We start from the raw sequence: 24790 nt of genomic DNA on the forward strand, positions 1-24790 counted from the left end.
GTTCAGCGCGCCCCCGCAGGTCACCAGCTGATCGCGTCGTCCGCGCTCGGCCCGCCGAGCACGTGCTGGTCGCAGAAGGCGAGCACCGCCCGGTTCCACACCACGGCATTGGATGGGGTGAGGACCCAGTGGTTCTCGCTGGTCAGCTGCAGGAAGCGGTGCGGCATGTCCTCCCGGGCGCCGTCCCACGCCGAGACCAGGTCCCACCACATCCGCAGCGCCTCCGAGATCGGGACGCGGTAGTCGCGGTCGCCGTGGCTGAGCAGCATCGGGGTCGTGATCGCCTCGGCCTCGTGGTGAGGGGAGTAGGCCCGGTACCAGTCCGGCTCCTCGTCCTCGTGGCGGTGCACACGCATCTTCCACGCGGCGGCGTCGGTGGTGCGGTGCTGCTGGGGCAGCGCCCACAGCCCCGCATGGGACACGATCGCATCGAACCGGTCGGTGTGCCCGGCGATCCAGTTCGCCATGAACCCGCCGAACGACGCCCCGAGCATCGCGGTGCGCGTCCCGTCCAGCTCCTCGCGCTCGAGCACCGCGTCCAGCAGCGTCTCGCACTCGTGCAGGACCACGTCCGGCCGACGGGGCCAGCCGCGGTTCAGGCCCTCGTCCCCGTAGCCGGTGGACATCGCCGGGTCCGGCATCAGCACCGCATAGCCGCGCTCGACGGCGAACCACGGGCACCAGCGCCAGGACCACGCGTTGTAGGAGGCGTGCGGGCCGCCGTGGATCCACAGCATCACCGGCGCCGGCTCCTCGGCCGAGGCGCCGTTCGGCACGCAGAGCCAGCCGCCCACCCGCAGCGGCGGCTCCTCATGGGCCGACGGGGCGCTCCCGGGCAAGGGCGGGATCTCCGCCTCCACCCAGGTGAGGGTGCCGGGCAGGGCGCCGACCGCGCCGGGGGCGGGCAGCTCGCGCACCGCCTCGTCGGTTGCGCCCCGAGCCGTCCCGTCGGCCGCGATCCGCACGGGCCGCGGCGGGACACCGACGTCCGAGCGCAGGGCGAGCACCTCGCCGCCCGGGGCGGGGGAGAGGGAGGTGAAGGCGCCGCCGGAGGCGAGGGTGTCGGCGCGGCCGGTCACGGTGTCGACCCGCAGGATCGCGCCGGAGGAGTGCAGGTCCCCGGCGACCAGGAGCGTGCCCTCGTCCGCCCAGGCGACGTCGCCGGCGGTGAGGTCGCCGAGCTCGCACACGACCGGCTCCGCCGCGCCGTCCAGGCGGTGGATCTCCAGGCGTTCGAGGCTCGTCGAGGCGGGGGTGGGCAGCAGGGTGCGGGCGACCGCCACCCGGGTGCCGTCCGGGGAGAGGACGGGGGAGGAGTACTGGTGCTCGTCGTCGGCCGTGAGGAGCGTGCGGCGCTCGAGGGTCGAGGTGTCGATGAGGACCACGTCGGTGCGGGTCTGCCCGCCCGTCACGCGGCGGGTCCAGGTCACGGCGACGGTGCGGGCGTCGGCCGAGAGGTCGGCGGAGGCGGACTGCAGGGGCACGGGGCCCACGCCCGGGGTGAGGTCGGTGATCCCGCCGTCCGGGGCGATCAGCAGCAGGTGCCGCTCGCTGTCGCCGAGGGGGTGGTCCCACTGCCGGATCGGCATGCCCGTGTGCCAGATGGTGGTGCGCCTCGCGTCCTTGCGGTCGCGGCGGCGCTCGGCATCGTCCTCGAGGGTCCCGCCGGGCAGCAGCTCCGTCGCGGCGAGCACGGTGCCGTCGTCCGCGACGGCGACAAGGGAGAGCCCGCCCGGGGTGGCGGCGACGAGCTCCGCCTCGCCGTGCGCGGGCAGGCGCCACAGGGCCGCCTGGTCCTCGTAGCCGGCATCGCCCGGGGCGGGCCGGGCGGAGGTGAACAGCAGCGACCCGTCGGGGGCGAAGCGCGGGGAGCTCTCGCCCTTCTCGGAGGTGGTGAGGCGCCGGGCGGGACGCTCGCCGGCCGGGTCGAGGTCCCACAGCGAGGAGACCAGGCGCGCGCCGTGCTCGTCGGCCTGCTGGATCTGGGCGACCGCCCGGCCGCCAGGACCGGCCGCGATCGCGGCGAGCCGCGGGAGGCGCAGCAGTCCTTCGAGGTCGGCGAAGTCCGTGAAGGAGGTGGTGGGGGCGGGATCAGGGACTAGGGTGTCGTCGGCGCTCATCCCTGCCACGGTACCGGGATCATCCGAGCGGGGGCCGGGTCAGGGGAGGATGACGATCTTCCCGCCGAGGTGACCGGCCTCGACCCGTGCGATCGCCTCGGTGGCGCGGGCGAGCGGGTAGGTGTCCACGATCTGCGGGGTGACCTGCCCGGAGGCGACGAGCGCGACGATCCCCGCGAGGGCGTCGTCGCGGCGGCGACGGCCCGACCCGCCGAGCGCGGAGGCGGCGGCCTCGTCGGCCGCGGAGACCAGACTGTCGGGCGAGGCGGCGAGCGGCGCGAGCGCCCGCAGCGGCTCCCCGCCCACGAGGTCGATGAGCAGGTCCGCGCCGGTGGGGAGCAGGGCCCGCGCGGCCGCCGGCGCGCTCGCGCCGGAGGGGACGAAGCGGGCGCCCGTCCCCTCGATCAGCGTGCGCTTGGACGCCGAGGCGACGCCGACGGCGGAAAGGCCCCGGGCTGCCGCGATCTGCAGGACCAGGTGCCCGACCCCGCCGCCCGCGCCGAGCACGAGCACGCTCGCCCCGGGCGCGAGGTCGAGGTGGTGGACGAGATCGAAGGACGTGGTGCCCGCCACCGGCAGGGTCGCCGCGACCTCGAAGGGCACGCCCTCCGGCAGAAGGGCCGCGTCGGAGGCCCGCAGCACCGTGTGCCCGGCGAAGGCGCCGCGCCCGCGGGCCGGACCGCCGAGCACCGCGTCGCCGAGCGCGAATCGCGTGACGCCCTCGCCGAGTGCGGTGACCACCCCCGCCGCCTCCGGGCCCATGGCCTGCGGCAGCGCGCCCGAGGTGCCGAACGCGCCCTCGCGGCGCTTCACGTCCGCCGGGTTCACCCCCGCCGCGCGCACCGCGATCGTCATCTCCCCGGCCCGGGGCTCCGGGATGGGGCGGGTGGTGAGCTCCTGGTGCTCGGGGCCGCCTTAGGCGGTGGTGACGAACACCGGGGAGAGCTCGTGAGGCTGTGCGGCGGCGGGGGTGGACATGGCGGGCCTCAGATCTCCTGGCGGCGCACCACCCGGGTGATGGTCCGTACCAGCATCAGCGCCAGCAGGATCACGCCCACGTAGCCGTTGATGACGTAGACCAGGTTGACCATCTGCGAGAACGGCAGCACGAGCCCGATCAGGGTGCCCACGGCCGCGAGGATCAGCGCCAGGTACTTGAACTTCTTCGTGCCGTCATCGTAGAAGCGGTTCGCGACCGTCCACAGCAGCGGGACGGCGGTGGTGTAGATGCCGGCCAGGATGATCACGGAGAACACCGAGGCGAGCAGGGGGCTGACCAGGTTCGCCAGCACGAGCATCGGGATCTCGGTGCCGGCGACGGCCTCGATGTTGGCCAGCAGCCCGAGGCCCACGATCATGCAGGCCAGCGAGAACACGACACCGCCGGAGATGCCGCCCGCGGCGGCCTCCTGGGTGGAGCGGGTGGTCTTGCCGAGCGCCGTGAGGAACGCGGCCAGCCACAGCATGCAGAAGCCCACGTAGCTCAGGCCCGCCATGAACCAGTTGGTGGAGGCCTGGACGACGTCCAGCGAGGGCAGCAGCGAGTTGCCCTCGCCGATGCCGCCGGGGTTGCGGACGATGCCCACGATGCCGAGCGCGATCGCGATGACCACGATGATCGGGCCCAGCTTGCCGATCACGTCCACGAGGTTCTTCAGGCCGAACCACACGGTGACGCCCACGACCGCGGCGAGGGCCACGCCGCCGAGGTGCTTCGAGAGGCCGTAGTGCTCCTGGAACACGGCGCCCGCGCCCGAGACCATCACGGTGAAGCTCAGGAACACGAACAGGATCGAGAAGAAATCGAAGAAGGTGCCGAGGTAGCGGCCGCAGTAGTAGTGGAAGATCCGCGAGGGCTTGTCCCACTGATGCTTGCGACCCGCCAGCAGGAACTCCACGCACACGTAGGAGATCAGCACGAGCACCAGCAGCCCCGTGCCCAAGATGCCCCAGTAGCCGTAGGACGTGAAGTACTGCAGGATCTCCTGGCCGGTGGCGAAGCCCGAGCCGATGAGGAAGGCGAGGATGGCCCCGGCGAAGGTGAGCACGCGCAGCGCGCCGCTCTTCTCCCGGGTGCCGAGGTCGTTCGTGGTCGTCGTGGATGTCGACTGTGCCACGTGTGCTCCTGAGCAGTGGTGGGGCGGGGCCGACGCGAGCATCGGCCTGGTGGGTTCCTCGGGCATGGCCGACCTCGTCGGCGCGCCGTGCCGTGAGGCCAGGGGTCCGTCCCCGGAGGGACGAACCCCTGAAATATCAGTTGTATCTCACACTTTACGGCGGCGTAGGGGGACCGTCAACGAGTTCTCATGCGGCGGACGGAAGGTCACGGGCGGGTGACGGCTCGCCGGGAGCGGCCGACGGGGCACGGCCGGTGTGGGACGGGTGCGTGCGGGGCGTTCCTGCGGCCCGGGGATCCCGCGGCCGACGGGGGCGCAGCAGCCGCATCGCGTTCGCGATCACGAGCAGCACCGAGGCCTCGTGGACCAGCATCCCGATCGCCATGGTCACGCCGCCCGCGAACACGCCGGCCAGGAGCACCAGCACCGTGACGACCGCGAGCGCGATGTTCTGGCGCATGACCCGCACGGTGCGGCGGGCGAGGTCCAGGGCCTCGGGGAGGCGGCGGAGGTCGTCGGTCATGAGGGCGATGTCCGCGGTCTCGATCGCGACGCCCGTGCCGGCCGCGCCCATCGCGACGCCGATGTCCGCCGTGGCGAGCGCCGGGGCGTCGTTGACGCCGTCGCCCACCATCGCGACGGTGTGCCCGCCGGACTGCAGGGCGGCGATCGCCTCGAGCTTGTCCTCGGGCAGCAGCTGGGCGCGGACCTCGTCGATGCCGACCTCGGCGGCGACCGCGGCGGCGACCCGGCGGTCGTCCCCAGTGAGCATCACGACGGTGTCGACGCCGATGGTGTGGAGCTGGTCGACCATGGCCGCGGCGTCGGGGCGGAGCCGGTCGGCGACCGCGACCACGCCGATCGCCGCGCCGTCCAGGGCCACCACCATCGGTGTGCGGCCGAGCCCGGCGAGCCGGGCGACCTCCGCGGTCACCCGCGGGTCCTCCTCGAGGCCCTCGGCGCGCAGCAGCGGAGGGTTCCCGACGGCGACGCGGTGGCCGTCGACGGTCGCGACGATGCCCTTGCCGGGCACGGGCTCGGTGTGCTCGGGCAGGCCGCGGACGTCCAGGGCCTCCTCGGCCGCCGCCTCGAGCAGCGGACGGGCGAGGGGATGCTCGGAGCCGGCCTCGGCCCGGGCCGCCCAGCCGAGCACCTCGGCGCGGGTGAGGGCGGGGTCGAGGACCGTGACGTCGGTGAGGTGGGGTCGGCCCTCGGTGAGGGTGCCGGTCTTGTCCAGTGCGACCGCGGTGATGCGGGCGCTGGTCTCGAGGTACTCCCCGCCCTTGATGAGGATGCCGTCCTTCGCGCCGCGGCCGATGCCGGCCACGATCGCCACCGGGATCGAGATGACCAGCGCGCCCGGGCAGCCGATCACCAGCAGCGTCAGGGCGAGGACCACGTCCCCGGTCACCAGGCCCGCCACGAGCGCGAGCAGGATGATCGCCGGGGTGTACCAGGTGGAGAAGCGCTCCATGAAGGTCTGGGTGCGGGCCTTCGCGTCCTGCGCCTCCTCGACCCGGTGGATGATCCTCGCCAGGGTGGTGTCCGCGCCGACGCCGGTGGCGCGCACCTGCAGGAACCCGCCGGTGGCGACGGTGCCGGCGAACACCGGGTCGCCGTCCGTCTTCTCCACGGGGATCGACTCGCCGGTGATCGAGGCCTCGTCCAGTGCGCCGCTGCCGCCGATCACCTGCCCGTCCACGGGGACCATCGCGCCGTTCTTCACGAGCACGGTCTCGCCGGGCTCGACGGTCGCGGCCGACACCTCGACCTGAACGCCGTCGCGGAGCACCACGGCGGTGTCCGGGGCGACGGCGACCAGCTCCGCGAGCGCGGAGCGGGTGCGGTTCATGGTCCGGGCCTCCAGTGCGTGACCGATGGCGAACAGGACCGTCACGGCCGCCGCCTCCCAGTATTCGCCGATCACGAGCGCGCCGAGCGCCGCGATCGAGACCAGCAGGTCGATGCCGATGGTGCGCACCTGCAGGGCCCGCACGGCCTTCACCATGATCGGGATGCCGGCCACGAGAGCCGCAGCGATCATGGCGAGGTCCGAGGCGAGGAGCAGGGTGGGGCGGTCCAGGGCGAGGCCGATCCCGTGGTGGTCGGCGGCGCCGAAGGGGTTCATCCCGGCGGACAGGGAGAGCGCGGCGGCGACGAGGACCAGCGCCCCCGCGAGCAGCGGGGTGCGCCAGGGTCCTCGCCACCAGCGCTGGAGGGTGGACATGGCGGATTCCTTCCGGTGGGATGCGGGTGGTGGTGAGGGGAGTGGACGAGTGCGGGACGGGTCAGATCGCGGAGAGCGCGGCGGTGTAGCCGGCCTTCCCGATCGCGGCGACGATCTCGTCGGCCGACGTGACCGCGGGGTCGTGATCGACCTCGACGCGGCCGGAGGCGAACTTGACCTCGACGGCCTGGACGCCCGGGAGGCGGCCGACCTGCTTCTCGATCTTGGCGACGCAGGAGGGGCAGCTGAAGCCCTCAGCGCGGAACACGGAGTGGGTGGTGGAGCCGGCGGTGGCGGTCATGGTGGGGGTCCTTCCTCAGGGGTCGGCGGGGGTCTCTCCCTCGTCGTGTCCTCGAGACTAGGAACGCTCCGCGGGCGGCGACATGACGGCGATCAATCAGCCGCAGATCCGTCTGACCTGGGACGACAGTCCTCGCGGTCGGGGGCGGGTGAGGGTAGGGTCCGGCCATGACCACACCCCGGGATCCCCAGGAGCGGCGCACCATCCCGCTTGCCGAGATCTCCCTGCCCCACCGGTGCCCGCGCCCGGTGCGGATGACGGTGCTGGACCGCTCCGCCTACTTCCACGGCCTCGGCGAGGAGGCGCTGGATCGGATCGATCGGCGCATGCGCACCAGCACCTGGGCCGAGGAGGAGGCGATCTACCGGGCGGGGGAGAGCGCCGAGACGCTGTACGTCGTCGCCGAGGGGCGCGTGCGGATCGGCGAGGAGAGCGCCGCCGGGACCCGCACCGTCACCGACATCCTGGGGCCCGGCGAGATGTTCGGGGCGATGAGCAGCCTCGGCGAACCGGTCCACACCCGCAGCGCCACCGCGCTCGTGAACTCCTGCACCCTGCGCATCGGGCAGGACGCCTTCCGCGAGGTGCTCGTCGAGAACCCGGAGGTGGGCCTGCGGGTTGTCGACGATCTCGCCGCCCGCCTGAGTCGCGCCGAGGCCGGCAGCGGCGGGCAGGGGGCCGGAAGCGTCGAGCAGCGGGTCGCCCGGTCTCTGCTGCGCCTGGGCGAGAAGTTCGGCAGGCGATCCCGGGAGGGCCTGTTGCTCGAGGTGCCGCTCAGCCGCGCCGACCTCGCGGGCCTCGCCCGCTCCACCCCCGAGTCGGTCTCGCGCGTGATGAGCCGCTGGAAGAAGGACGGGGTCGTCGACTCCGGGCGGCGGTGGACAGCGCTCAAGGACGTGGAGCAGCTGGAGGGGATCGCCGAGCCGGAGGGGTGAGGGGGCTCGGCAGATGAGTGGTCGGCGACGACGCCGGTGAAGGTGCCCCCGATTGGATTCGAACCAACGACACCCGCTTTAGGAGAGCGGTGCTCTATCCCCTGAGCTACGGAGGCGGGGCTGCCCGCGACTCGGCGAGCGGGGCCATCCTAACGGCACGTGGCAGAATCGCCCCATGTCGAGGCAGCCGCACGAGACCACCGCCACCGTCGCCGCCGTGATCCTGGCCGGGGGCGCATCTTCGCGGCTCGGCGGCACGGACAAGACCCGTCTGCCGATCGCCGGTGCGACCGTGCTCGAGCGCGTTCTGCGCGCGGCCCCCGTCGGCCGACGCATCGTCGTGGGCCCCACCGGCGAGGACGGTGCCGACCTCGCCGCCCGCCACGGCGCCCGCTTCGTGCTCGAGGATCCGCCGCGCTCCGGCCCGCTCGCCGCGCTCGCCCGCGGCGTCGCCGAGATCTCCGAGGCGGCCGACGAAGCCACCGTGCTCGTCCTCGGCGGGGACATGCCGATGCTCCGCCCCGAGACCCTCCACGCCCTCGCCGCCCGCAGCGCCGAGACCGGCCGCGTCGTCGCTCTCGAGGCCGTGGACGGGCACCTGCAGTTCCTCGGGGCGGCCTGGCCGCTCGGCCGTCTGCGTACGGCGCTGGCCGCGGTTGAGCGTGAGGACGGCGGCTGGGCCGATCTCAGCCTCCGCCGCCTGTACGCCGAGCTCGGCGAGGAGGAGCTGACCGCCCTGCCCACCACCGGCGCCGAGGGTGCGGACGTGGACACCCCCGACGCGCTGGACCAGGTGCGCCGCGCCGCCGGACCGCGCGTCGCGCTCGCCCAGCTCGAGATCCCCACCGACTACGAGGCGATGGTCGCCGCGGTGCGCGGCGTGGTCGCCGAGGCCGCCGAGGAGGGCGCCCACCTCGTGGTCCTGCCCGAGGCGACCCTCACCCCCTTCGGCACCGACCTCCGCGCGGCGGCCGAGGCCCACCACGAGGACTTCGCCGGTCTGCTCCAGGAGCTCGCCGACGCCCACGACCTCGTGATCGTCGCCGGCTCCTTCAGACCGGCCGACGACGGCCGTGTCCACAACACCGTGCTCGTGCGCGGCCCCGGCGGCACCCCGAGCACCGAGTACCGCAAGATCCACCTCTTCGACGCCTTCGACGCCGACGAGTCCGCGACCGTCGCCCCCGGCGAGGAGCTCGTGACCTTCGAGGTCCACGGCACCCGCTTCGGCATCGCCACCTGCTACGACATGCGCTTCCCCGAGCAGTTCACCGCGCTCGCCCGCCGCGGCGCCCAGGCGATCGTGCTGCCCACGGCCTGGGCCGAGGGACCCGGCAAGCGCGAGCAGCTCCAGCTGCTGCTGCGCGCCCGGGCGCTGGACTCCACCTCCGTCATCCTCGCCGCCGACCAGGCCCCGCCCGCCGGGTACGCGGGACGGGCCCCGCGCGGGGTCGGCCACAGCGCCGCCGTCGGCCCACTCGGTCGGATCCGCCGCGAGCTGGGCGTCGAGCCCGGGCTGCTGATGGTCGACCTCGACCTCGCCGAGGTCGAGTCCGCCCGCGCCGCCCTGCCCGTGCTGCGCCACGCGGTGGAGCTGCCCGCGCAGTGACCGCGCCCGCGCAGTGAGCCGCCGCCCAGTAACCTCCGGCGGCTGCGCTCAGGCACGCTGACGTACCCTGCTGGGGTGAACTCCCAGCTCAGCCGCCCTGCTTCCGTGCGCGTCGCCGCGCTCCGACCCGCTCCCGCACGCCACGCCGCGCCCCTCGCGCTGCTGGTCGCGCTGTTGACGACGCTGCTGATGATGCTGATGGTCGTGACGGCCGCGCCCGCGCAGGCCCACGACTCCCTGCTGACCTCGGATCCTGAGGACGGCGCCGTGCTCGAGACCTCGCCCGAGTCGATCACCCTTACCTACTCCGCCGACGTGCTCGAGGTCAGCCCTCTCGTGCGTGTCACCGACGAGGCCGGCGAGCAGATCGCCGAGCTCACCCCGTCCGTCGACGGCGCGACCGTCACCGCCGAGCTGCCCGAACCCCTGGCCGCCGGCGAATACACCGTGCAGTGGCGCGTCGTCTCCAGCGACGGCCACCCCATCGAGGGCACCTTCGCGATCACCGTCGAGCAGGGTCCGGCCGCGCCGAGCGACGGCGGGGGAGAGGACGCTGCCGCGAGCGACGCGGGCGGCACCGCGAGCGAGGACGCGACCGCCGAGGAGGGCCCGTCGGCCGAGGCGACGAGTGAGACCGCCGCGGCAGAGGAGACCGAGGACGGCTCCGGCTCCTCGATGCCGCTGCTGCTCGGTGTGCTCGGCGTGATCGTCGTCGGCGCCGGCATCGCCGCGCTCGTGATCATGCGCGGCCGCGACTGATCCCAGACGCACCCCGGAACGTGCCCGGGACACAGAGATGCCCCCGACGCCATCGCGTCGGGGGCATCTCGTCGCTCAGGAGAGCGAGCTCAGCGGAGCAGACTCACTTGTTCTGCTCGTTGTTGTCGTCCCCGCCGAGGCCGAGATGGTCGCGAGCGGCATCCGCACCGGCGTCGACCTGCTGGTCCACGTTGTCCGGGGTGCGCTGCTTGATCTGCTCAGCAGCGGCATCGATGCCCTGCTCGACCTTGTCCGGGTTGTCGTTGGCGAGGCCCTTGGCCTTGTTCAGCGCGTCGTCGAAGCCCATGATCATGTCCTTTCGTTCGCGGAACCACCCCGAGGCCGGGGCGACGGCGCCAACCTACGTGCCGAGCGGCCGTGACTCAAACGTGACCCTCAGATCCGGGCCGATCTGAGCGCTTCTGCGCGCGATCGCCCGGATCGGTCATCCAGCGCGCAATACTGGACGCGTGAACCTGCGCAGAAACGAGTCCCCGGGCACCGCCGACACCACTGTCGACCCCGCTGCCGAGCCCACCTCGCCCGCGCCCCGCACCGCGCCGAAGGACCGAAGCGCCCGCTGGGACCACGTGCTCTCCCTGCTCACCACCACCAAGCGCCTGAGCGTCTCCGAGGTCGCCGCCGAGCTCGGCGTCAGCGAGTCCACCGTGCGGCGCGACTTCATGGAGATGGAGCGCGCGCAGCTCGCCCGCCGCACCCATGGCGGGATCGTCGCCGTCGACGTCGCCTACTCGCTCGCCACCGTCCCCCGCGCGGCCGACGAGGGCTCCGCCCAGCGCGAGCGGGTCGCCGACCGCGCCGCCGCCCTCGTCGAGCCCGGGCAGATCATCGGCTTCAACGGCGGACGCACCACCACCTCCGCCGCCCGCCGCGCCGTCTCCCGCGCGGACATCGACTCCCGCGACGGGGTGCCGGGCCTGACCGTGGTCTGCGCGGCGCTGAACATCGCCACCGAGGCGGTGCTGCGGCCCGCCGTGCGCACCGTCGTGCTCGGCGGCGTCGCCGAGCCCTACTCCTTCGAGCTCACCGGCCCGCTCGCCACCGCCACCATGCGCGACCTGTGGCTGGACACCATGTTCGTGGGCACGGTGGGCCTGGACATCAACGCCGGCCTCACCTGCAACTCCGATGCCGAGGCCGGGGTCACCCGCATCATGATCGGCCACTCCCGACGCGTGGTGGGCCTCGCGACGCCCGACAAGATCGGCCACCGGGCGCTCGCCGGGATCTGCCCCGTCTCCGTGCTCACGGACCTCATCATCGCCGGACCCGTCCCGGACGACCTGCGCGCCCACCTCCAGGAGAACTCCGTGCGCCTGCACGAGGTGTGAGCGGCTCGGAGGTCTCGGAAGTGCCACGCGTGCACGGTGCGGGGTCCGCTGCCGGTAGCGTTGGTGCCCATGTGGAGTTTCCTGCGCGGGAAGAAGCGCAACGAGCGACCGGCCGACGAGGCCCCGCCCCGCGATGACGCCCTGTCGGCCCTCGCCCGCGAGCGCCGCGGCGAGGGTGTAGCGACCGCCGACAGTGCCTCTGACCAGGCCGCGACCAGCCCGGATGCGGGCGTGTCGGCCGACATCGCCCCCGGCGCAGGGACCCCGTCGGACGACGACGCGATCTCCCGCGCGCTTGGCGGCCGCACCCGCGGCGGCTACGACGTGGTGCTCGACCCGCACGCCGACGAGGTCGGCGCCGGGATCGCGCCCGAGCTCGACGACGACGGCCTGCCCGTCGTCCCCCGCGAGCACCGCCCGCTCAGCCGCGAGGACCGGGTCGCCGACGCCCTGGACCGCTGGGCCCAGCAGATCACCGGCGGCACCACCGCCCCCTCCTTCCTCACCCAGATCCGCGCCGGCGGCGTGGTCCTGGACCTCACCCACTCCCACCCCTCCGGGCTCGCGCAGCTCCTGGCCGGACGCGGCCCGACGCGGCTGTCCTCCCTCGTGCGCGAGGTGGGGGCGCTCGCCGACGCCCGCGCCCACGCCCGCACCATCCGCGAGATCGCCGAGCGGCACGCGGAGGAGGTGGGCCTGACCACCTGCCACCTCGGCATCGGCGAGGCGATCTGGTACCCCGAGGACGGCTCCGAGCCGGTCCACGCCCCGGTGCTCGTGCGCCCCGTGACCCTGCGTCTTCGCGGCAACGCCCGCGAGGACGTGGACCTCGAGGTCGACGCCACCGCGGACCTGAACCCCGTGCTGCTGCGCGCCCTGCGCGAGGCCGGGGTCGCCGTCGACGCCCGTGCGCTGCTGGCCACCACCGACGGCGCCCACGGCTTCGACCCCAACCCTGTGCTGGACGCCTTCCGCTCCCTCGGCGAGCCGCTGCCCGGCTTCCGCGTTCTCCACGCGCTCGTGGTCGGCAACCTCATGGACGCCGCCGGCTCCGTGGCCGAGGACCTCGCCGAGGCGCGCGAGGACTGGTCTGCGAGTCCCCTGGTCGCCGCGCTCGCCGGGGACCCCGAGGCCGTCGCCGAGGTCCGCGCGCAGAACGCGCTCGAGATCCCCGAGATCGACGAGGACGAGCTCGTCGCCGCCGTCGATCCCGGACACCGCGCGGTGCTCGCCCGCGTGCTCGCCGGGCAGGACCTGGCCGTGCCCACCCCGCCCGGGACCACGAGCCTCGACCTCGTGGTCGACCTCGCCGAGGAGCTCAACGCCCGCGGCAAGAGAGTCCTGATCGTCTCCCAGCGCCGCCGCAACCTCGCCCAGCTCGTCGAGACCGCCCGCGAGCGCGGTCTCGAGGAGCTGCTCTTCGACCTGTCCCCGGACCCGTCCCTGCAGCGCAACTCCTCCGCCGCGCTGCTGCGCAGCCTCCGCCGGGCCGGCTCCCACGGCCTCGGCCCCGACGACGAGGCACCCGCCGAGCTCGCCGAGAGCCGAGACATCCTCGTCGGCCACGTCCAGGCCATGCACCGCGTCCAGGAGCCGTGGGACGCCTCCGCGCACGACGCGATCTCCGCCCTCGCGGCGCTCACCCGTCTGCACCCGGCGCCCCGCACCTCCGTGCGCCTGCCCGCCGCGATCGCCGCCCAGATGATCGGCGAGGACCGCGACCGGTACGCCGACGCGCTTCGCGAGGCCGCCGAGGTGGGCGTGCTCTCCACCGGCCCCGAGCACACCGCCTGGTACGGCGCCCCCATCAGCTCCGACACCCAGGCCGCCCGCGCCGAGGAGCTCGTGGACCAGCTGCGCGAGGAGATCCTCCCGCAGCTGCGCCGCGACGGCGCCCGCGCCGGCAGCGAGCTCGGCCTGCGCGAACCCGCCACCCTCGCCCAGCTCGTCGAGCGCCTCGCCCTGCTGGACCGGGTGAAGGCACTGCTGGGCACCTTCCAGGCCGCCGTGTTCGCCGCGCCGCTTCCCGACATGGTCGCCGCCACCGCGGACAAGCGCTGGCGCGAGGAGCGCGGCGTCGAGATGGGCTTCGGCCCCCGCCGCCGCCTGAAGAAGGACGCCGCCGCCCTGCAGCGCCTCGAAGCACCCTCCCAGGACCTGCACCGCGACCTCGGCGAGGCCCGCGACGTCACCGAGGAATGGCGCCGCCAGGCCCTCGAGACGGAGGGCACCGGCGGGAAGGACAACATCACCCGCCCCTCCCTGCCCGACGACCTCGACGCCGTCCACCGCACCGCCGTCCGCGCCCAGAAGGCGCTCGACGAGCTGGCCGTGCTGCTGGACGGCACCCCCGCCGGGGAGGACCTGCCCCGCACCGACCTCGACGAGCTGCAGCGCCGCGTCGACGCGCTCGCCGCGGACCGCAGCGACCTCGAGACCCTCCCGCGCCGCACCGAGCTGGTACGCCGCCTCAGCTTCGACGGGCTCGGCGAGCTGGTCGAGGACCTGCGCACCCGCCGGGTGCCGCGCGAGCACGTCGGCGCCGAGCTGGAGCTGGCCTGGTGGCGCAGCGTGCTGGAGCTGATCGCCGGCGCCGAGCCGACCATCTCCCAGTACGACGGCACCTCCCTGTCGCAGGTCGCCGAGCGGTTCCGCCGCCTGGACGCCGCCTACCTCGCCGACGCCGCGCCGCGCGTGCACGCCGCCGCGGACGAGGCGCGCGTGGCGACCATGTCCCGCTTCCCGGACACCTCCCGCTCGGCCATCGCCGAGCTCGCCCGCTCCTCGACCGTGTCCATCCGCGACCTCGCCGCGAAGTACGAGGACATCCTCTTCGCCGCCCGCCCGGCCTGGCTCGCCTCCCCGTACCTCGTCCCGCAGGTCATCCCGCGGGGCCGCCACTTCGACGTGGTCATCGTCGCCGACGGCGGCCGCCTGCCCACCGCGGCGGCGCTGCCCTCGATCGTGCGCGCCCGCCAGACCGTCGTGGTCGGCGATCCGCTCGAGTACGGCGGCGACGCCGTGCCGAGCCTGCTGGACGACCTGCTGCGCATCGCCCCGCACCACGAGATCCTGCGCGACGCCCACCCCGCCACCGAGGGACTGCGCGGCTTCGCCCAGCGCCGCGCCCTGGTCGGCGAGATCATCGCCGTGCCCAGCCCCATCGCCCCCGAGCAGGACCGCCTGGTCGTGGTCGAGAACGGGCGCGGCCCGGTCACCGAGGGCATGGAGTACGTGGAGAGCACCGAGGCGGAGCTGCGCCGCGTCACCGACCTCGTCATCGAGCACGCCCGCACCCGTCCCGAGCGGTCGCTCGCGGTGCTGACCTTCACCGAGGAGCACGCCCGGCGCCTCATGGAGCGGATCATGAACACCGTCTCGGTGATCCCGGCGCTGCGCGAATACTTCGACCCCTCCGCCCGCGAGGTGTTCACGGTGGTCCCCGCCGCGCAGGCCACCTCCGTGCTCCGCGACGACATCATCGTCTCCGTCGGCTTCGGCAAGACCCCGCACGGCCGCCTGCTGCACCGCTTCGGGCCGCTGTCCGAGGCGAGCGGCCGCAAGGCCCTCGCCACAGTCATCACCCGCGCCCGCGGCCGCACCACCGTGGTCTCGTCGCTCGGCGTGCAGGACCTCGACCACGCCCGCCTGCGCACCGACGGGGCCCGCGACCTGCGCGCCATGCTGTGGGTGCTGCAGGGCGGCCGCGACGTCGCCGTCCTCCCCCACGTCGCCCAGCTCGTGGGCAGCGACGAGGAGATCGCCCCGCCCGAGGAGCACGGCGGCCCGGCCGTGGTGCAGGAGGGCGTGGGCACCGGGCCCGTCGAGGCTGCGGCGCCCGTCGAGGCCGACGTCCCGGCCGGGACCGATGCGACCACCGGCGGGGAGGGCGACCTCTCCGACGAGGACCTCGACGCCGCGATCGACGCCGCCCTCGCGCGGAAGACCGCGGGGGAGTCGGCCGACGGGGTTGCCGCTGACGGGGCGGCGACCGAGGAGCCTGCGGCCGACGAGGCTGCGGCCTACGGAGACTCTGCCGACGAGGCCGCCGCCGAGGGTGGCGCGGACGAGGAGCCCGGGACCGGCGAGACCCCGTCGGCCGATGACCCGGAGCCCGAGCCCGCGCCGGAGCCCGTGCGTCGCGAGCTCGAGACCGACGCGCTCGTGCGCGACCTCGCCGACCGCCTCCAGCGCCTCGGCCTCCTGGTCGAGCACGACTTCGGGCTGTCCTCCGAGCGGATCGAGCTGGCCATCGGCCACCCGGACATGCCCGGGCGCCTGCTGCTCGCCGTGGACACCGACGGCTCCCGCTACGTCGACACCCCCAGCCAGCGCGAGCGCGACCGCCTGCGCGCGGAGCGGCTCGAGGCCGCCGGCTGGGCGACCGAGCGCGTGTGGTCCTGGGCCCTGTTCATCGACCCCGACGGCGAGGCCGAGCGGATCCGCCGCGCCGTGGACCGGGCACTGCGCCTGGTCCAGGCCGAGGAGCGCTCCGACTCGCCGTCCGGCGTCGGCACCATCCGCCACCGCCTGCCGCGCCCGCAGATCCCGGCCGGGCACCCGCTGTCCTTCTATTCCAGCGAGGACTTCGACGCGGTGGTCGAGTACATCTGCTCCGACGGCCGCGCCCGCCTCGAGGAGCACCTGGCCACCGAGGTGCGCAGCTTCCTCGGCTTCGAGCAGCGCTCGGTGCTGCTGGACGTCTCCGTCTCCAGCGCGATCCGCCGCTACCAGGAGCGGCAGTGACCGACGGGACGTCCGGAACCGACGGGACGTCCGGGACCGGCGGGACGTCCGGGACCGGCGGGACGACCGGGGCCGGCGGGCGAGGCGCGCGACCGCAGCGCCGCGTGGTGATCTCGTCGGTCACCGGGAAGCCCATCCCCTGGGACGACCCGGCCGAGGCGCCGGCAGGAGCCGGCGCGGACGAGGAGCCCCGTCGGCCGATCCTCCCCGACCGACTCGCCGAGGACGCGCCCGAGCCCGGGGCCGACGAATCCAACGATGCCCGCCTCGCCGGCGACGTGCCCCCGCACTGGGGGCGCTGAGCCTGGGTCCTGAGGATCGCGCGCCGGTCGTACCCTGAGGGGCATGCAGACCAGCACCGAGAGCGCCTCCCAGAACGACGCCCCCGACCTCTCCGCCCTCCACGTGGCCGTGATCGGCGCGGGGAACATGGGCGGGCCGGTCGTGAAGACCTTCCTGCGCTCCGGCGTGCCCGGGGAGCAGCTGCGCATCGCGAACTCGAGCCCCGAGAGCAGCCGCCGCGCCGCCGAGGAGCTCGGCGCCACCGCCGCGGAGAGCCGCGCGGAGGCGATCGAGGATGCGGACGTGGTCGTGCTCGGCGTGAAGCCCTACCAGATCCTCGACCTGCTCGCCGAGATCGGCGGCGACCTGCGCGAGGACGCACTGATCATCTCGCTCGCCGCGGGGATCACCCTGGCCCAGATGGAGGAGGCGCTGCCCGAGGGCCGAGCGGTCATGCGCGCGATGCCGAACACACCGATCTCGGTGGGGGAGGGGGCCGTCGGCCTCATGCGCGGCAGCGCCGTCGACGACGACGCCCACGTGCTCGCCCACGCCCTGTTCGCGACCGCGGGCGTTGCCCGGGACATCACCGAGGACCAGGTCCACGCCTTCATCGGCGCCGCCGGCTCCATGCCCGCCTTCGTCTTCGCGATCATCGAGGCGATGACCGACGAGGCCGTGCGCCAGGGCCTGAAGCGCGACCTCGCCACCGCCCTCGTCCAGCAGACCGTGCGCGGCGGGGCGACGATGCTCATGGAGTCCGGGGTGCACCCGGCCGTCGCCAAGAACGGCGTCTCGAGCCCTGGCGGCACCACCGTCCAGGGCCTCGCGGCGCTCGAGCGCGAGGGCGTGCGGGCCGGCGTCGCCGCGGCGATGGCCGCCGCGCACGACGCCTCGCGCGCGATGACCAAGAACTGAACCAGAGGTGAGACCCCCGGCTCAGGCCCGCTGCGAGAACTTCTCGATCTGTGCGGTGTGGCCGGAGACGATCAGCAGGTCGTGTGAGGCGACCATCGTCTCCGGCACCGCATAGGTGAAGTCCTTGCCGGGCGACTTCACGCCCACCACGGTCACGCCGTAGCGCTGGCGGATGTCGGACTGCGCCAGCGTCATGCCCTGCACCTCGCGCGGCGGGCGCATCTTCACGATCGCGAAGTCGTCGTCGAACTCGATGAAGTCCATGAGTCGCCCGTTGACCAGGTGCGCGACGCGCTTGCCGGCGTCGGCCTCCGGGTAGACGACGTGATGCGCGCCGATGCGCTGCAGGATCCGGCCGTGGGCGGAGGAGATCGCCTTCGCCCAGATCACGGGCTTGCCGAGGTCCACGAGGTTCGCGGCGATCAGGACGCTGGACTCGATCGAGGTGCCCACGCCCACCACGGCGAGCGAGAACTCCCCGGCACCGATCTGCTCGAGCACCTCGGGCTGGGTGGCGTCCGCCCGCACCACGTGGGTGAGCTGGCCGGAGTACTTCTGGACCAGGTCGGGGTCGGTGTCGATCCCGAGCACCTGGGTGCCGAGCTTCTCGAGGGTCAGCGCGATCGAGGTGCCGAAGCGCCCCAGGCCGATCACGAGCACTCCCTCGTCGCGGGCGGTGCGGGGCATGTCGGCTCCTTCGATGACGGGTCCGCGCCGGGCGCGGGGGAAAACGGGCACAGTCTAGGCGTCAGCCGACGATCGGGCGCTCCTCCGGGTACTGGATCATCCGCACCCGGGAGCGGACGGCGAGGGCGGCGCCGAGGGTCATCGGGCCCAGTCGGCCGATGTACATGCAGGCGATCAGCACGACCTTCGCCTCCGGGGGCAGCAGCGGCGTGATCCCCGTGGACAGGCCCACCGTGCCGAAGGCGGACAGCGCCTCGAACAGGGTCTGGTCCAGGCTGAACGGGGTCATCCGCAGCAGCAGGAAGGTCGCCAGGAACACCATCGACGCGGACATGACCAGCACGCCGATGGCCTGGCGGATCGTCTCCTGGGGGATGCGCCGGCCGAACACCTCCACGTCCGGGTTGCCGCGCACCTCCGCCCAGATCGACAGCATCAGCAGCGCGAAGGTGGTCACCCGGATGCCGCCCGCGGTGGATCCGGACCCGCCGCCGATGAACATCAGCAGGTCCGTGAGCAGTCGCGACTCGGCGGTCAGCTGGCCCACGTCCAGGGTCGAGAACCCGCCCGAGCGGGGCATGATCGCGGCGAACGCGGCGGCCAGCAGCTTCGTGCCGGTGTCGTGACGGCCCAGCGTGTTGGGGTTGGACCACTCCATGAGCGCGAAGCCCACGAAGCCCACCACCAGCAGGAGCGCGGTGGTGGTGAGGGTGAGCCTGGCGTGCAGGCTCCAGCGGCGCGGGGTGCGCAGCTTCTTGACGATCACCAGGATCACCGGGAAGCCGAGCGAGCCGACCAGCACCGCGAGCCCCACCGGGATCGTGAAGAAGGGGTCCCCGAGGTACTGAGCGGTCCCGGCGGCCTCGGGCACGAAGCCGGCGTTGTTGAAGGCGCTGATCGCGTAGAACAGGCCCAGGAACAGCGACATCCCGGTGCCGTGCTCGGTGACGACCATGTACGGGGTCAGCGCCACGAAGGTCACGGCTTCGAAGGCTGTCGAGGTCACCACGATGGTGCGCAGCACCCCGCCCACCTCGGCGAGGCGCTCCGCCCGGGTCTCCTGCGCCGTGATCACCCGCTGGGCGAGGCCGAGGCGGTGCATCACCGACAGGCTCAACAGCGAGGCGACGGTCATGAGTCCGAGCCCGCCGAGCTTCATCGCGACCATGATCACGGTCAGCCCGAACATCGACCAGTGGGTGCCGGTGTCCACAGTGGTCAGCCCCGTCACGCAGATCGCGGAGACCGCGGTGAACAGGGCGTCGACCAGGGGAGTGCGCTCCCCGGACACGGTCGCCGCAGGCAGGGACAGCAGCGCCGTGAACACGCCGATCAGCAGCGTGAACACCCCCAGCGCGAGCCGCGCCGGGGTCGCCTTGGTCAGCGACCAGGCATGATCGCGCCAGCCCGGCCTGCGGGCCCGCAGCGCGTACGCGGAGGCGCGCCTGGGTGTGGGGCGGATCCCCCGTTCGGTCATCGTGGTCCTTCACGTCGCGGCGACCGGCGGTCGCGTCCGCGGCAGTCTACGACCGAGCTCCCGGACCTGTGCGCGCTCACGGTCGATGCGGGCGTCGCCATCGACCGTGAGCGCGCGCAACTCCCGCCGCCGGGCGACACCGGTCGGTACGCTCGCTCCATGTCCGAAGCCGCGCCCTTCCCGGATCCCGCCGTCGGCCCCGAGGGGGCGTCGGCCGACTCCGCGCCCGTCGGCGCCGCGCCCGTCGGCGCTGCCACCGTCGGCCCCGCCGACGCGACCGGGATCGTGTGGGACGAGGCGCTCACCGAGTACGACTTCGGGCCCTACCACCCGATGACGCCGGTGCGCCTGACCCTCACCCACGAGCTGGCCCGCGGCGCCGGGCTGCTGGAGCGCGACGGCGTGAGGATCCTCCCGGCGCCGGTCGCGGCCGACGAGGAGCTCACCACCGTCCACGAGCCCGAGTTCGTGAGCGCCGTGCGTCGCGCGTCGGTGGGGATGGAAGGGCTGACCGCCGAGGACCTCGACGAGCTGATCGTCTTCGGGATCGGCGGGGACGACGTGCCGCCCTTCCCCGGCATGCACACCGCCTCCGCCCGCATCGCCGGCGGCTCCCTCGCCGCGGTCGACGCGATCCTGGCCGGGCAGGTGCGCCGGGCCGTGAACTTCGCCGGCGGCATGCACCACGCCAAGCCCGGCTCCGCCTCCGGGTTCTGCGTCTACAACGACGCCGCGCTCGCCGTGCGCCGGGCCCTGGACCTCGGCGCGGAGCGGGTGATGTACATCGACGTGGACGTCCACCACGGCGACGGCGTGGAGCGGGCCCTGTGGGACGAGCCGCGCGCGATCACCCTCAGCGTCCACGAGACGGGGGAGCGGCTCTTCCCCGGCACCGGCTTCGTCCAGGACTCCGGCGGCGCCGGCGCGCAGGGCTGCGCGATCAACGTGCCGCTGCCCCCGCGCACCACGGCCGACGGGTGGGTGCGCGCCATCCGCGCCACGGTCCCCGCGCTGGTCCGCGCGGTGCGGCCGACGCTCCTGGTCACCCAGCACGGCGCCGACACCCACCGCTCCGATCCGCTCGCGGACTTCTCGGTCACCCTCGAGGCGCAGCGCGCGGTGATGATGCTGATGCGGGAGCTGGCCGACGAGGTCTGCGAGGGCCGCTGGCTCGCCCTCGGCGGCGGCGGGTACGCCGTGATCGACGTGGTCCCGCGCTCCTGGACCCACCTGCTCGCCGTCGCGACCGGCGCGCCGATCGATCCCGCCGCCGAGCTGCCGGACGGCTTCCTCGCCGCCGCCGCGACCGCGCGCGAGCAGCACGGCCTGACCCCGGAGCCGTGGCTGCGGCACTTCGGCGACGACCGTCCGCTCGAGGTGAGGGACTGGGAGCAGGGATTCGATCCCGAGGACGACCTCGACCGCGCCGTGCAGGCCGCGCGCCGCGCCGCCTTCCCCGAATGGGGGCTGGATCCGTTCCTGGACTGAGGGATCGGAGCGCGCCTCGTGACCGCGCGGTCCGTCACGTCCGGCACGGTCGTGCCGTGCGCCGTCCCGCGGCCTGCCACAATGACGCCCTGACGGCCCGTCCGGCCGCCGCACCCGACCACTCACGGGGGGAACCATGACGAGTTCGACCACCCAGGTGCTCGACACCTTCGCCGAGCACCTGCGCGAGCTGACCCTGCCGCTGCCCGTCGACGGGGCCGAGCAGGCCCGCGCCGAGGGTCGCGCCGCCCTGTCCCAGCTCGCCGACCACGTCACGCCGCGGCTCGAGTCGCTGGACGCCCCGCTGCTCGTGGTGATCGGCGGCTCCACCGGTGCCGGCAAGTCCACGCTGGTCAACGCCCTGGTGGGCGCACCCGTCAGCCGCTCCGGCGCGATCCGGCCCACCACTCGCCGCCCCGTGCTGCTGCACCATCCCGCGGACGAGCCCTGGTTCACCGGCTCCCGCATCCTGCCCGGCCTCGCCCGGGTGCACGCCGGTGAGGCCCGCGACCCCGAGGCGCCCGGCGCGAAGGACACCACCGGCGACATCGACCCCGCCACCTCCCTCGAGCTGCACGCCGAGACGCGGATCCCGCAGGGCCTGGCGCTGCTGGACGCGCCCGACATCGACTCCGTCGCCGCCGGCAACCGCGAGCTCGCTCGGCAGCTGCTGCGCGCCGCGGACCTGTGGCTGTTCGTCACCACCGCCAACCGCTACGCCGACGCCGTCCCGTGGGAGGTGCTGCGCACCGCCGCGGAGCGCGACGTCACCGTCGACGTGGTCATGAACCGCATCCCCGACCGTCCCGGTGTCGCCGAGGAGCTCGCCGAGGACCTGCGCGGCATGCTCGAGCGGCAGGGCATCGAGGTCGAGCACCTGTTCCTCGTGCCCGAGACGACCCTGGACGACGAGGGCATGCTGCCCCCGGCCGTGATCACCGAGCTGCAGGACCACTTCACCGCCCTCGCGGCCGACGGGGAGGGCCGGCGCCGCATCGCCCGCCGCACCCTCGCCGGGGCCGTGGACGGCCTGGCGGCGTCGGCAGGGCAGATCGCCGAGCACGCCGCCGTGCAGGACGCCGAGCGGCAGCGCCTGCGGGACGAGGCGGTCGCCGCGTTCTCCGGCTCCCGCGAGCGGATCGACGAGGCCCTCGGCGACGGCTCCCTGCTGCGCGGCGAGGTGCTCGCCCGCTGGCAGGACGTGGTCGGCACCGGCGAGTTCTTCCGCGGCGTCGAGTCGATGGTCACCCGCGCCCGCGACCGGCTCGGCCAGATGCTCAGCGGCCGCCCCGCTCCCGCCGTCGCCGCCGAGCAGGCCCTCGGCACCGGCCTCGTGCACGTGGTGATCGACGAGACCGCCCGCGGCGCCGAGCGGGCCGACGCCGCCTGGCGCGCCTCCGCCGCCGGCCGCTCGCTCGCCGAGGGCCACGACCTCTCCCGTATCCCCGACGGCTACGCCGAGGAGGTCCAGGCCGCGGTGCGCGCCTGGCAGGGCGACGTGCTCGAGCTCGTCCGCGCCGAGGGCGCCGACCGCCGCACCAAGGCCCGCCTGATGTCCCTCGGCGTGAACGCCGTGGGCGTCGCGCTCATGGTCGTCGTCTTCGCCTCCACCGCCTTCATCCCCACCGGGCTCGAGGTCGGCGCGGGCGCCGCGACGGCCGTGGTGGGTCAGCGCCTGCTCGAGGCCGTGTTCGGCGACGACGCCGTGCGCCGCATGGCCAAGGCCGCCCGCGAGTCCCTCACCGGGCGCCTGGACGCCCTGGTCGCCGGGCGCTCCGCCCCCTTCCTCGAGCGGCTCGACGCCCTCGGCGGCGAGGGCTCGGCGGAGGACCTGCGCTCCGACGCCGACGCGCTCGCGCAGCTCGCGCGCGAGATCCGGGAGGACGGGGCGGCGCCCGCGTCGGCCGCCGGGCCCGACGTGACCGCGGAGCCGACCGCGCCGGCGGAGCCGCCCGCGCCGGCGGAGCCGGTCGCGCGGCCGGAGGAGGACGCATGAGCCCGCTGCTCTCCCGCTCCTCCACCCGCACCGCGCCGCTGATCGAGCGGATCGAGGCGCTGGACCGCGCGGCCGACGCCCTCGAGGACGTCGCCGCGCCCGCCCCCGTCGAGGACGCCCGCGACGTGCTCGAGCGGATCGACCGCCGCCGCGCCCTCTCCGCCGAGCACACCGTCATCGGCCTGTTCGGCGCGACCGGCTCCGGCAAGTCCTCCCTGCTGAACGCCCTGGTCGGCACCGAGATCGCCCGCGCCGCCGTGCGCCGCCCCACCACCTCCGCGCCGCTGGCCGTGGTGGTCGGGGACGCCGGCAGCGACGCGCTGCTGGACTGGCTCGAGGTCGAGGACCGCCACCACCTCGACGGCACCGATGCCGAGCTCGCTCGCGCCGCCGCCCGCCCCGCGAAGGGCCGCCGCGCCAAGCGCTCCGAACAGGAGGGCACCCCGGGCGTGGTGCTGCTGGACCTGCCGGACTTCGACTCCGTCGAGCAGGCCCACCGCGCCGTCGCCGAGCGGATGACCGGCATGGTCGACGTGCTCGTGTGGGTCACCGACCCCCAGAAGTACGCCGACGCGCTCATGCACCAGGAGTTCGTGCGCCCCTACGCCGGCCACGACGCCGTCACCGTGCTGGTCCTGAACCAGATCGACCGGATCCGCCCCGCGGAGAAGGACGCCGTGGTCGCCTCCCTCGCCTCTCTCGCCCGCACCGACGGACTCGAGAGCGCCCCCGTGCTCGGGGTCTCCGCCGCGACCGGCGAGGGGATCGAGGAGCTGCGCGAGCACCTGCTCGGCATCGCCCACGGCCGCGAGGCCATCGCCTCCCGCCACCGCGCCGACGTGCGCCGCGCCGCCGAGCAGCTCCAGGCCGCCGCCGACCCCTCCGGGATGGCCGAGCGCTCCACGCCCGCCGCGATCGACGCCCTGGTCGAGGACCTCTCCACCGCCGCGCGCGTCGAGCCGGTCTCCCGCGCCGTCGGCGCCTCCTACCGCCACCGCGCCGCCGGACGCGTGGGCTGGCCGCCCCTGCGCTGGCTGCGCCGGATGCGCCCCGACCCGCTGGGCCGGCTCGGCATCGGCCAGGCCCGCGACGGCGAGGGCCTCGAGCGCACCTCCCTGCCCGAGCCCGACGCGGCCGCTGCCGCCCGCGCCTCCAGCGGCGTGCGCCGCTTCGCCGACACCGCCTCGGCCGGGGGAGGGGATCCGTGGCGGGCCGCCGTCCGCGCCGCCGCTCGCTCCGAGGAGGAGCAGCTGCCGGACACCCTGGACCAGGCCGTCGCGGGCGCGGATCTGCGCGCGGGCACCACCTCCTGGTGGTGGCGGGCGCTGGACGTGCTGCAGTGGCTCGCGGTGCTGGTGTGGGTGGTGGGCCTGGGATGGCTGGCGCTGAACGCGCTGCTGGCCTTCCTCGGCATCCCGCCGCCGCCCATGCCGATGATCGAGGAGCTGTGGATCCCGATCCCGCTGCCCACCGCGATGATCGTGCTCGGCATCGCCGCGGGGCTCCTGATCGCCCTGGCCGGCGGCACCATCGCCGCGCTCACCGGCGCCTGGCACCGCCGGCGCGCGAGGCGGGTGCTCACCGCCCGGGTGCGGGAGGTCGCCCACGAGCTGGTGGTCCTGCCGGTGGACGCGACACTGCTCGACGCGCGGCAGGCCGCGAGCGACCTCGCGCTCGCGCGCGGCTGAGGCCCTCGCCCGAGGCTGAGAACACACTGCGGCCGCCGGAAGCATTCGGGGGAACGGTGTAGAATGGCTGGTCGACCGTGGCGTCGGC

The 24790-nt window shown here is 74.4% G+C and carries 18 protein-coding genes and 1 tRNA gene; 10 read left to right on the top strand and 9 right to left on the bottom strand.

What is annotated here, in order from left to right:
* Positions 1 to 20 precede the first annotated feature (20 nt).
* The 5 genes from HNR70_RS01900 to HNR70_RS01920 form a co-directional block, all read right to left on the bottom strand.
* Positions 21 to 2120 (bottom strand): S9 family peptidase, encoded by a 2100-nt coding sequence (locus HNR70_RS01900; protein ID WP_184324167.1) that lies wholly within the window; start codon positions 2118 to 2120, stop codon positions 21 to 23.
* A gap of 39 nt (positions 2121 to 2159) precedes the next feature.
* Entirely contained in the window at positions 2160 to 2975 is an 816-nt protein-coding gene (locus HNR70_RS01905; protein ID WP_246375121.1) for a zinc-binding dehydrogenase, read from the bottom strand.
* A 131-nt stretch (positions 2976 to 3106) separates the two neighbouring features.
* A complete protein-coding gene (locus HNR70_RS01910) occupies positions 3107 to 4237 on the bottom strand; it encodes a YkvI family membrane protein (protein WP_184324168.1) in 1131 nt (376 codons plus the stop codon).
* A gap of 187 nt (positions 4238 to 4424) precedes the next feature.
* A complete protein-coding gene (locus HNR70_RS01915) occupies positions 4425 to 6464 on the bottom strand; it encodes a heavy metal translocating P-type ATPase (RefSeq protein WP_184324169.1) in 2040 nt (679 codons plus the stop codon).
* 61 nt (positions 6465 to 6525) lie between these two features.
* Complete coding sequence (locus HNR70_RS01920) at positions 6526 to 6765, bottom strand: heavy-metal-associated domain-containing protein (protein ID WP_184324170.1); 240 nt, start codon at positions 6763 to 6765, stop codon at positions 6526 to 6528.
* A gap of 167 nt (positions 6766 to 6932) precedes the next feature.
* Between HNR70_RS01920 and HNR70_RS01925 the strand changes: the two genes are divergently transcribed.
* Complete coding sequence (locus tag HNR70_RS01925; protein ID WP_184324171.1) at positions 6933 to 7700, top strand: Crp/Fnr family transcriptional regulator; 768 nt, start codon at positions 6933 to 6935, stop codon at positions 7698 to 7700.
* Positions 7701 to 7743: 43 nt separating this feature from the next.
* On the opposite strand, the gene HNR70_RS01930 is transcribed toward HNR70_RS01925, so the two are convergent.
* Positions 7744 to 7816: transfer RNA gene (locus HNR70_RS01930), tRNA-Arg, on the bottom strand.
* Between the two features lie 59 nt (positions 7817 to 7875).
* On the opposite strand from HNR70_RS01930, the gene HNR70_RS01935 reads away from it, so the two are divergent.
* Together HNR70_RS01935 and HNR70_RS01940 are read left to right on the top strand one after the other, a co-directional pair.
* Positions 7876 to 9309 carry a nitrilase-related carbon-nitrogen hydrolase gene (locus tag HNR70_RS01935; RefSeq protein ID WP_184324172.1) on the top strand — a complete coding sequence of 478 codons (1434 nt, stop codon included), beginning with the start codon at positions 7876 to 7878 and terminating at the stop codon, positions 9307 to 9309.
* 75 nt (positions 9310 to 9384) lie between these two features.
* Positions 9385 to 10068, top strand: coding sequence for a copper resistance CopC family protein (locus HNR70_RS01940; protein ID WP_184324173.1), 684 nt, complete (start codon positions 9385 to 9387; stop codon positions 10066 to 10068).
* A 103-nt stretch (positions 10069 to 10171) separates the two neighbouring features.
* On the opposite strand, the gene HNR70_RS01945 is transcribed toward HNR70_RS01940, so the two are convergent.
* Positions 10172 to 10375 carry an antitoxin gene (locus tag HNR70_RS01945; protein ID WP_184324174.1) on the bottom strand — a complete coding sequence of 68 codons (204 nt, stop codon included), beginning with the start codon at positions 10373 to 10375 and terminating at the stop codon, positions 10172 to 10174.
* 163 nt (positions 10376 to 10538) lie between these two features.
* Between HNR70_RS01945 and HNR70_RS01950 the strand changes: the two genes are divergently transcribed.
* The 4 genes from HNR70_RS01950 to proC all read left to right on the top strand — a co-directional run bounded on the left by HNR70_RS01950 (position 10539) and on the right by proC (position 17366).
* A complete protein-coding gene (locus HNR70_RS01950; RefSeq protein WP_312857541.1) occupies positions 10539 to 11420 on the top strand; it encodes a DeoR/GlpR family DNA-binding transcription regulator in 882 nt (293 codons plus the stop codon).
* Between the two features lie 69 nt (positions 11421 to 11489).
* Positions 11490 to 16166, top strand: coding sequence for a PDDEXK-like endonuclease domain-containing protein (locus tag HNR70_RS01955; protein ID WP_184324175.1), 4677 nt, complete (start codon positions 11490 to 11492; stop codon positions 16164 to 16166).
* On the top strand, positions 16163 to 16468 hold the full coding sequence (locus HNR70_RS01960; RefSeq protein ID WP_246375122.1) for a hypothetical protein: 306 nt from the start codon (positions 16163 to 16165) through the stop codon (positions 16466 to 16468). The genes HNR70_RS01955 and HNR70_RS01960 overlap by 4 nt, the downstream gene beginning before the upstream one ends.
* 43 nt (positions 16469 to 16511) lie before the next feature.
* Positions 16512 to 17366 carry a pyrroline-5-carboxylate reductase gene (gene proC / locus HNR70_RS01965; protein WP_184324176.1) on the top strand — a complete coding sequence of 285 codons (855 nt, stop codon included), beginning with the start codon at positions 16512 to 16514 and terminating at the stop codon, positions 17364 to 17366.
* Between the two features lie 21 nt (positions 17367 to 17387).
* On the opposite strand, the gene HNR70_RS01970 is transcribed toward proC, so the two are convergent.
* The gene (locus tag HNR70_RS01970; RefSeq protein ID WP_184324177.1) at positions 17388 to 18053 is read right to left on the bottom strand and encodes a potassium channel family protein; all 666 of its coding nucleotides are present in this window, start codon (positions 18051 to 18053) and stop codon (positions 17388 to 17390) included.
* A 61-nt stretch (positions 18054 to 18114) separates the two neighbouring features.
* Entirely contained in the window at positions 18115 to 19530 is a 1416-nt protein-coding gene (locus HNR70_RS01975) for a TrkH family potassium uptake protein (protein WP_184324178.1), read from the bottom strand.
* Between the two features lie 159 nt (positions 19531 to 19689).
* Here HNR70_RS01975 and HNR70_RS01980 point away from each other — a divergent pair, with 159 nt between their 5' ends.
* The 3 genes from HNR70_RS01980 to HNR70_RS01990 all read left to right on the top strand — a co-directional run bounded on the left by HNR70_RS01980 (position 19690) and on the right by HNR70_RS01990 (position 24702).
* Positions 19690 to 21018 (top strand): acetoin utilization protein AcuC, encoded by a 1329-nt coding sequence (locus HNR70_RS01980; RefSeq protein ID WP_184324179.1) that lies wholly within the window; start codon positions 19690 to 19692, stop codon positions 21016 to 21018.
* 136 nt (positions 21019 to 21154) lie between these two features.
* Complete coding sequence (locus HNR70_RS01985; RefSeq protein ID WP_184324180.1) at positions 21155 to 23014, top strand: dynamin family protein; 1860 nt, start codon at positions 21155 to 21157, stop codon at positions 23012 to 23014.
* The gene (locus HNR70_RS01990; protein ID WP_184324181.1) at positions 23011 to 24702 is read left to right on the top strand and encodes a GTPase family protein; all 1692 of its coding nucleotides are present in this window, start codon (positions 23011 to 23013) and stop codon (positions 24700 to 24702) included. Before HNR70_RS01985 ends, HNR70_RS01990 begins: the two co-directional genes overlap by 4 nt.
* The last annotated feature ends 88 nt before the right edge of the window (positions 24703 to 24790 follow it).

Origin of the sequence: Brachybacterium aquaticum (assembly GCF_014204755.1) — a bacterium.
Lineage (GTDB): Bacteria > Actinomycetota > Actinomycetes > Actinomycetales > Dermabacteraceae > Brachybacterium > Brachybacterium aquaticum.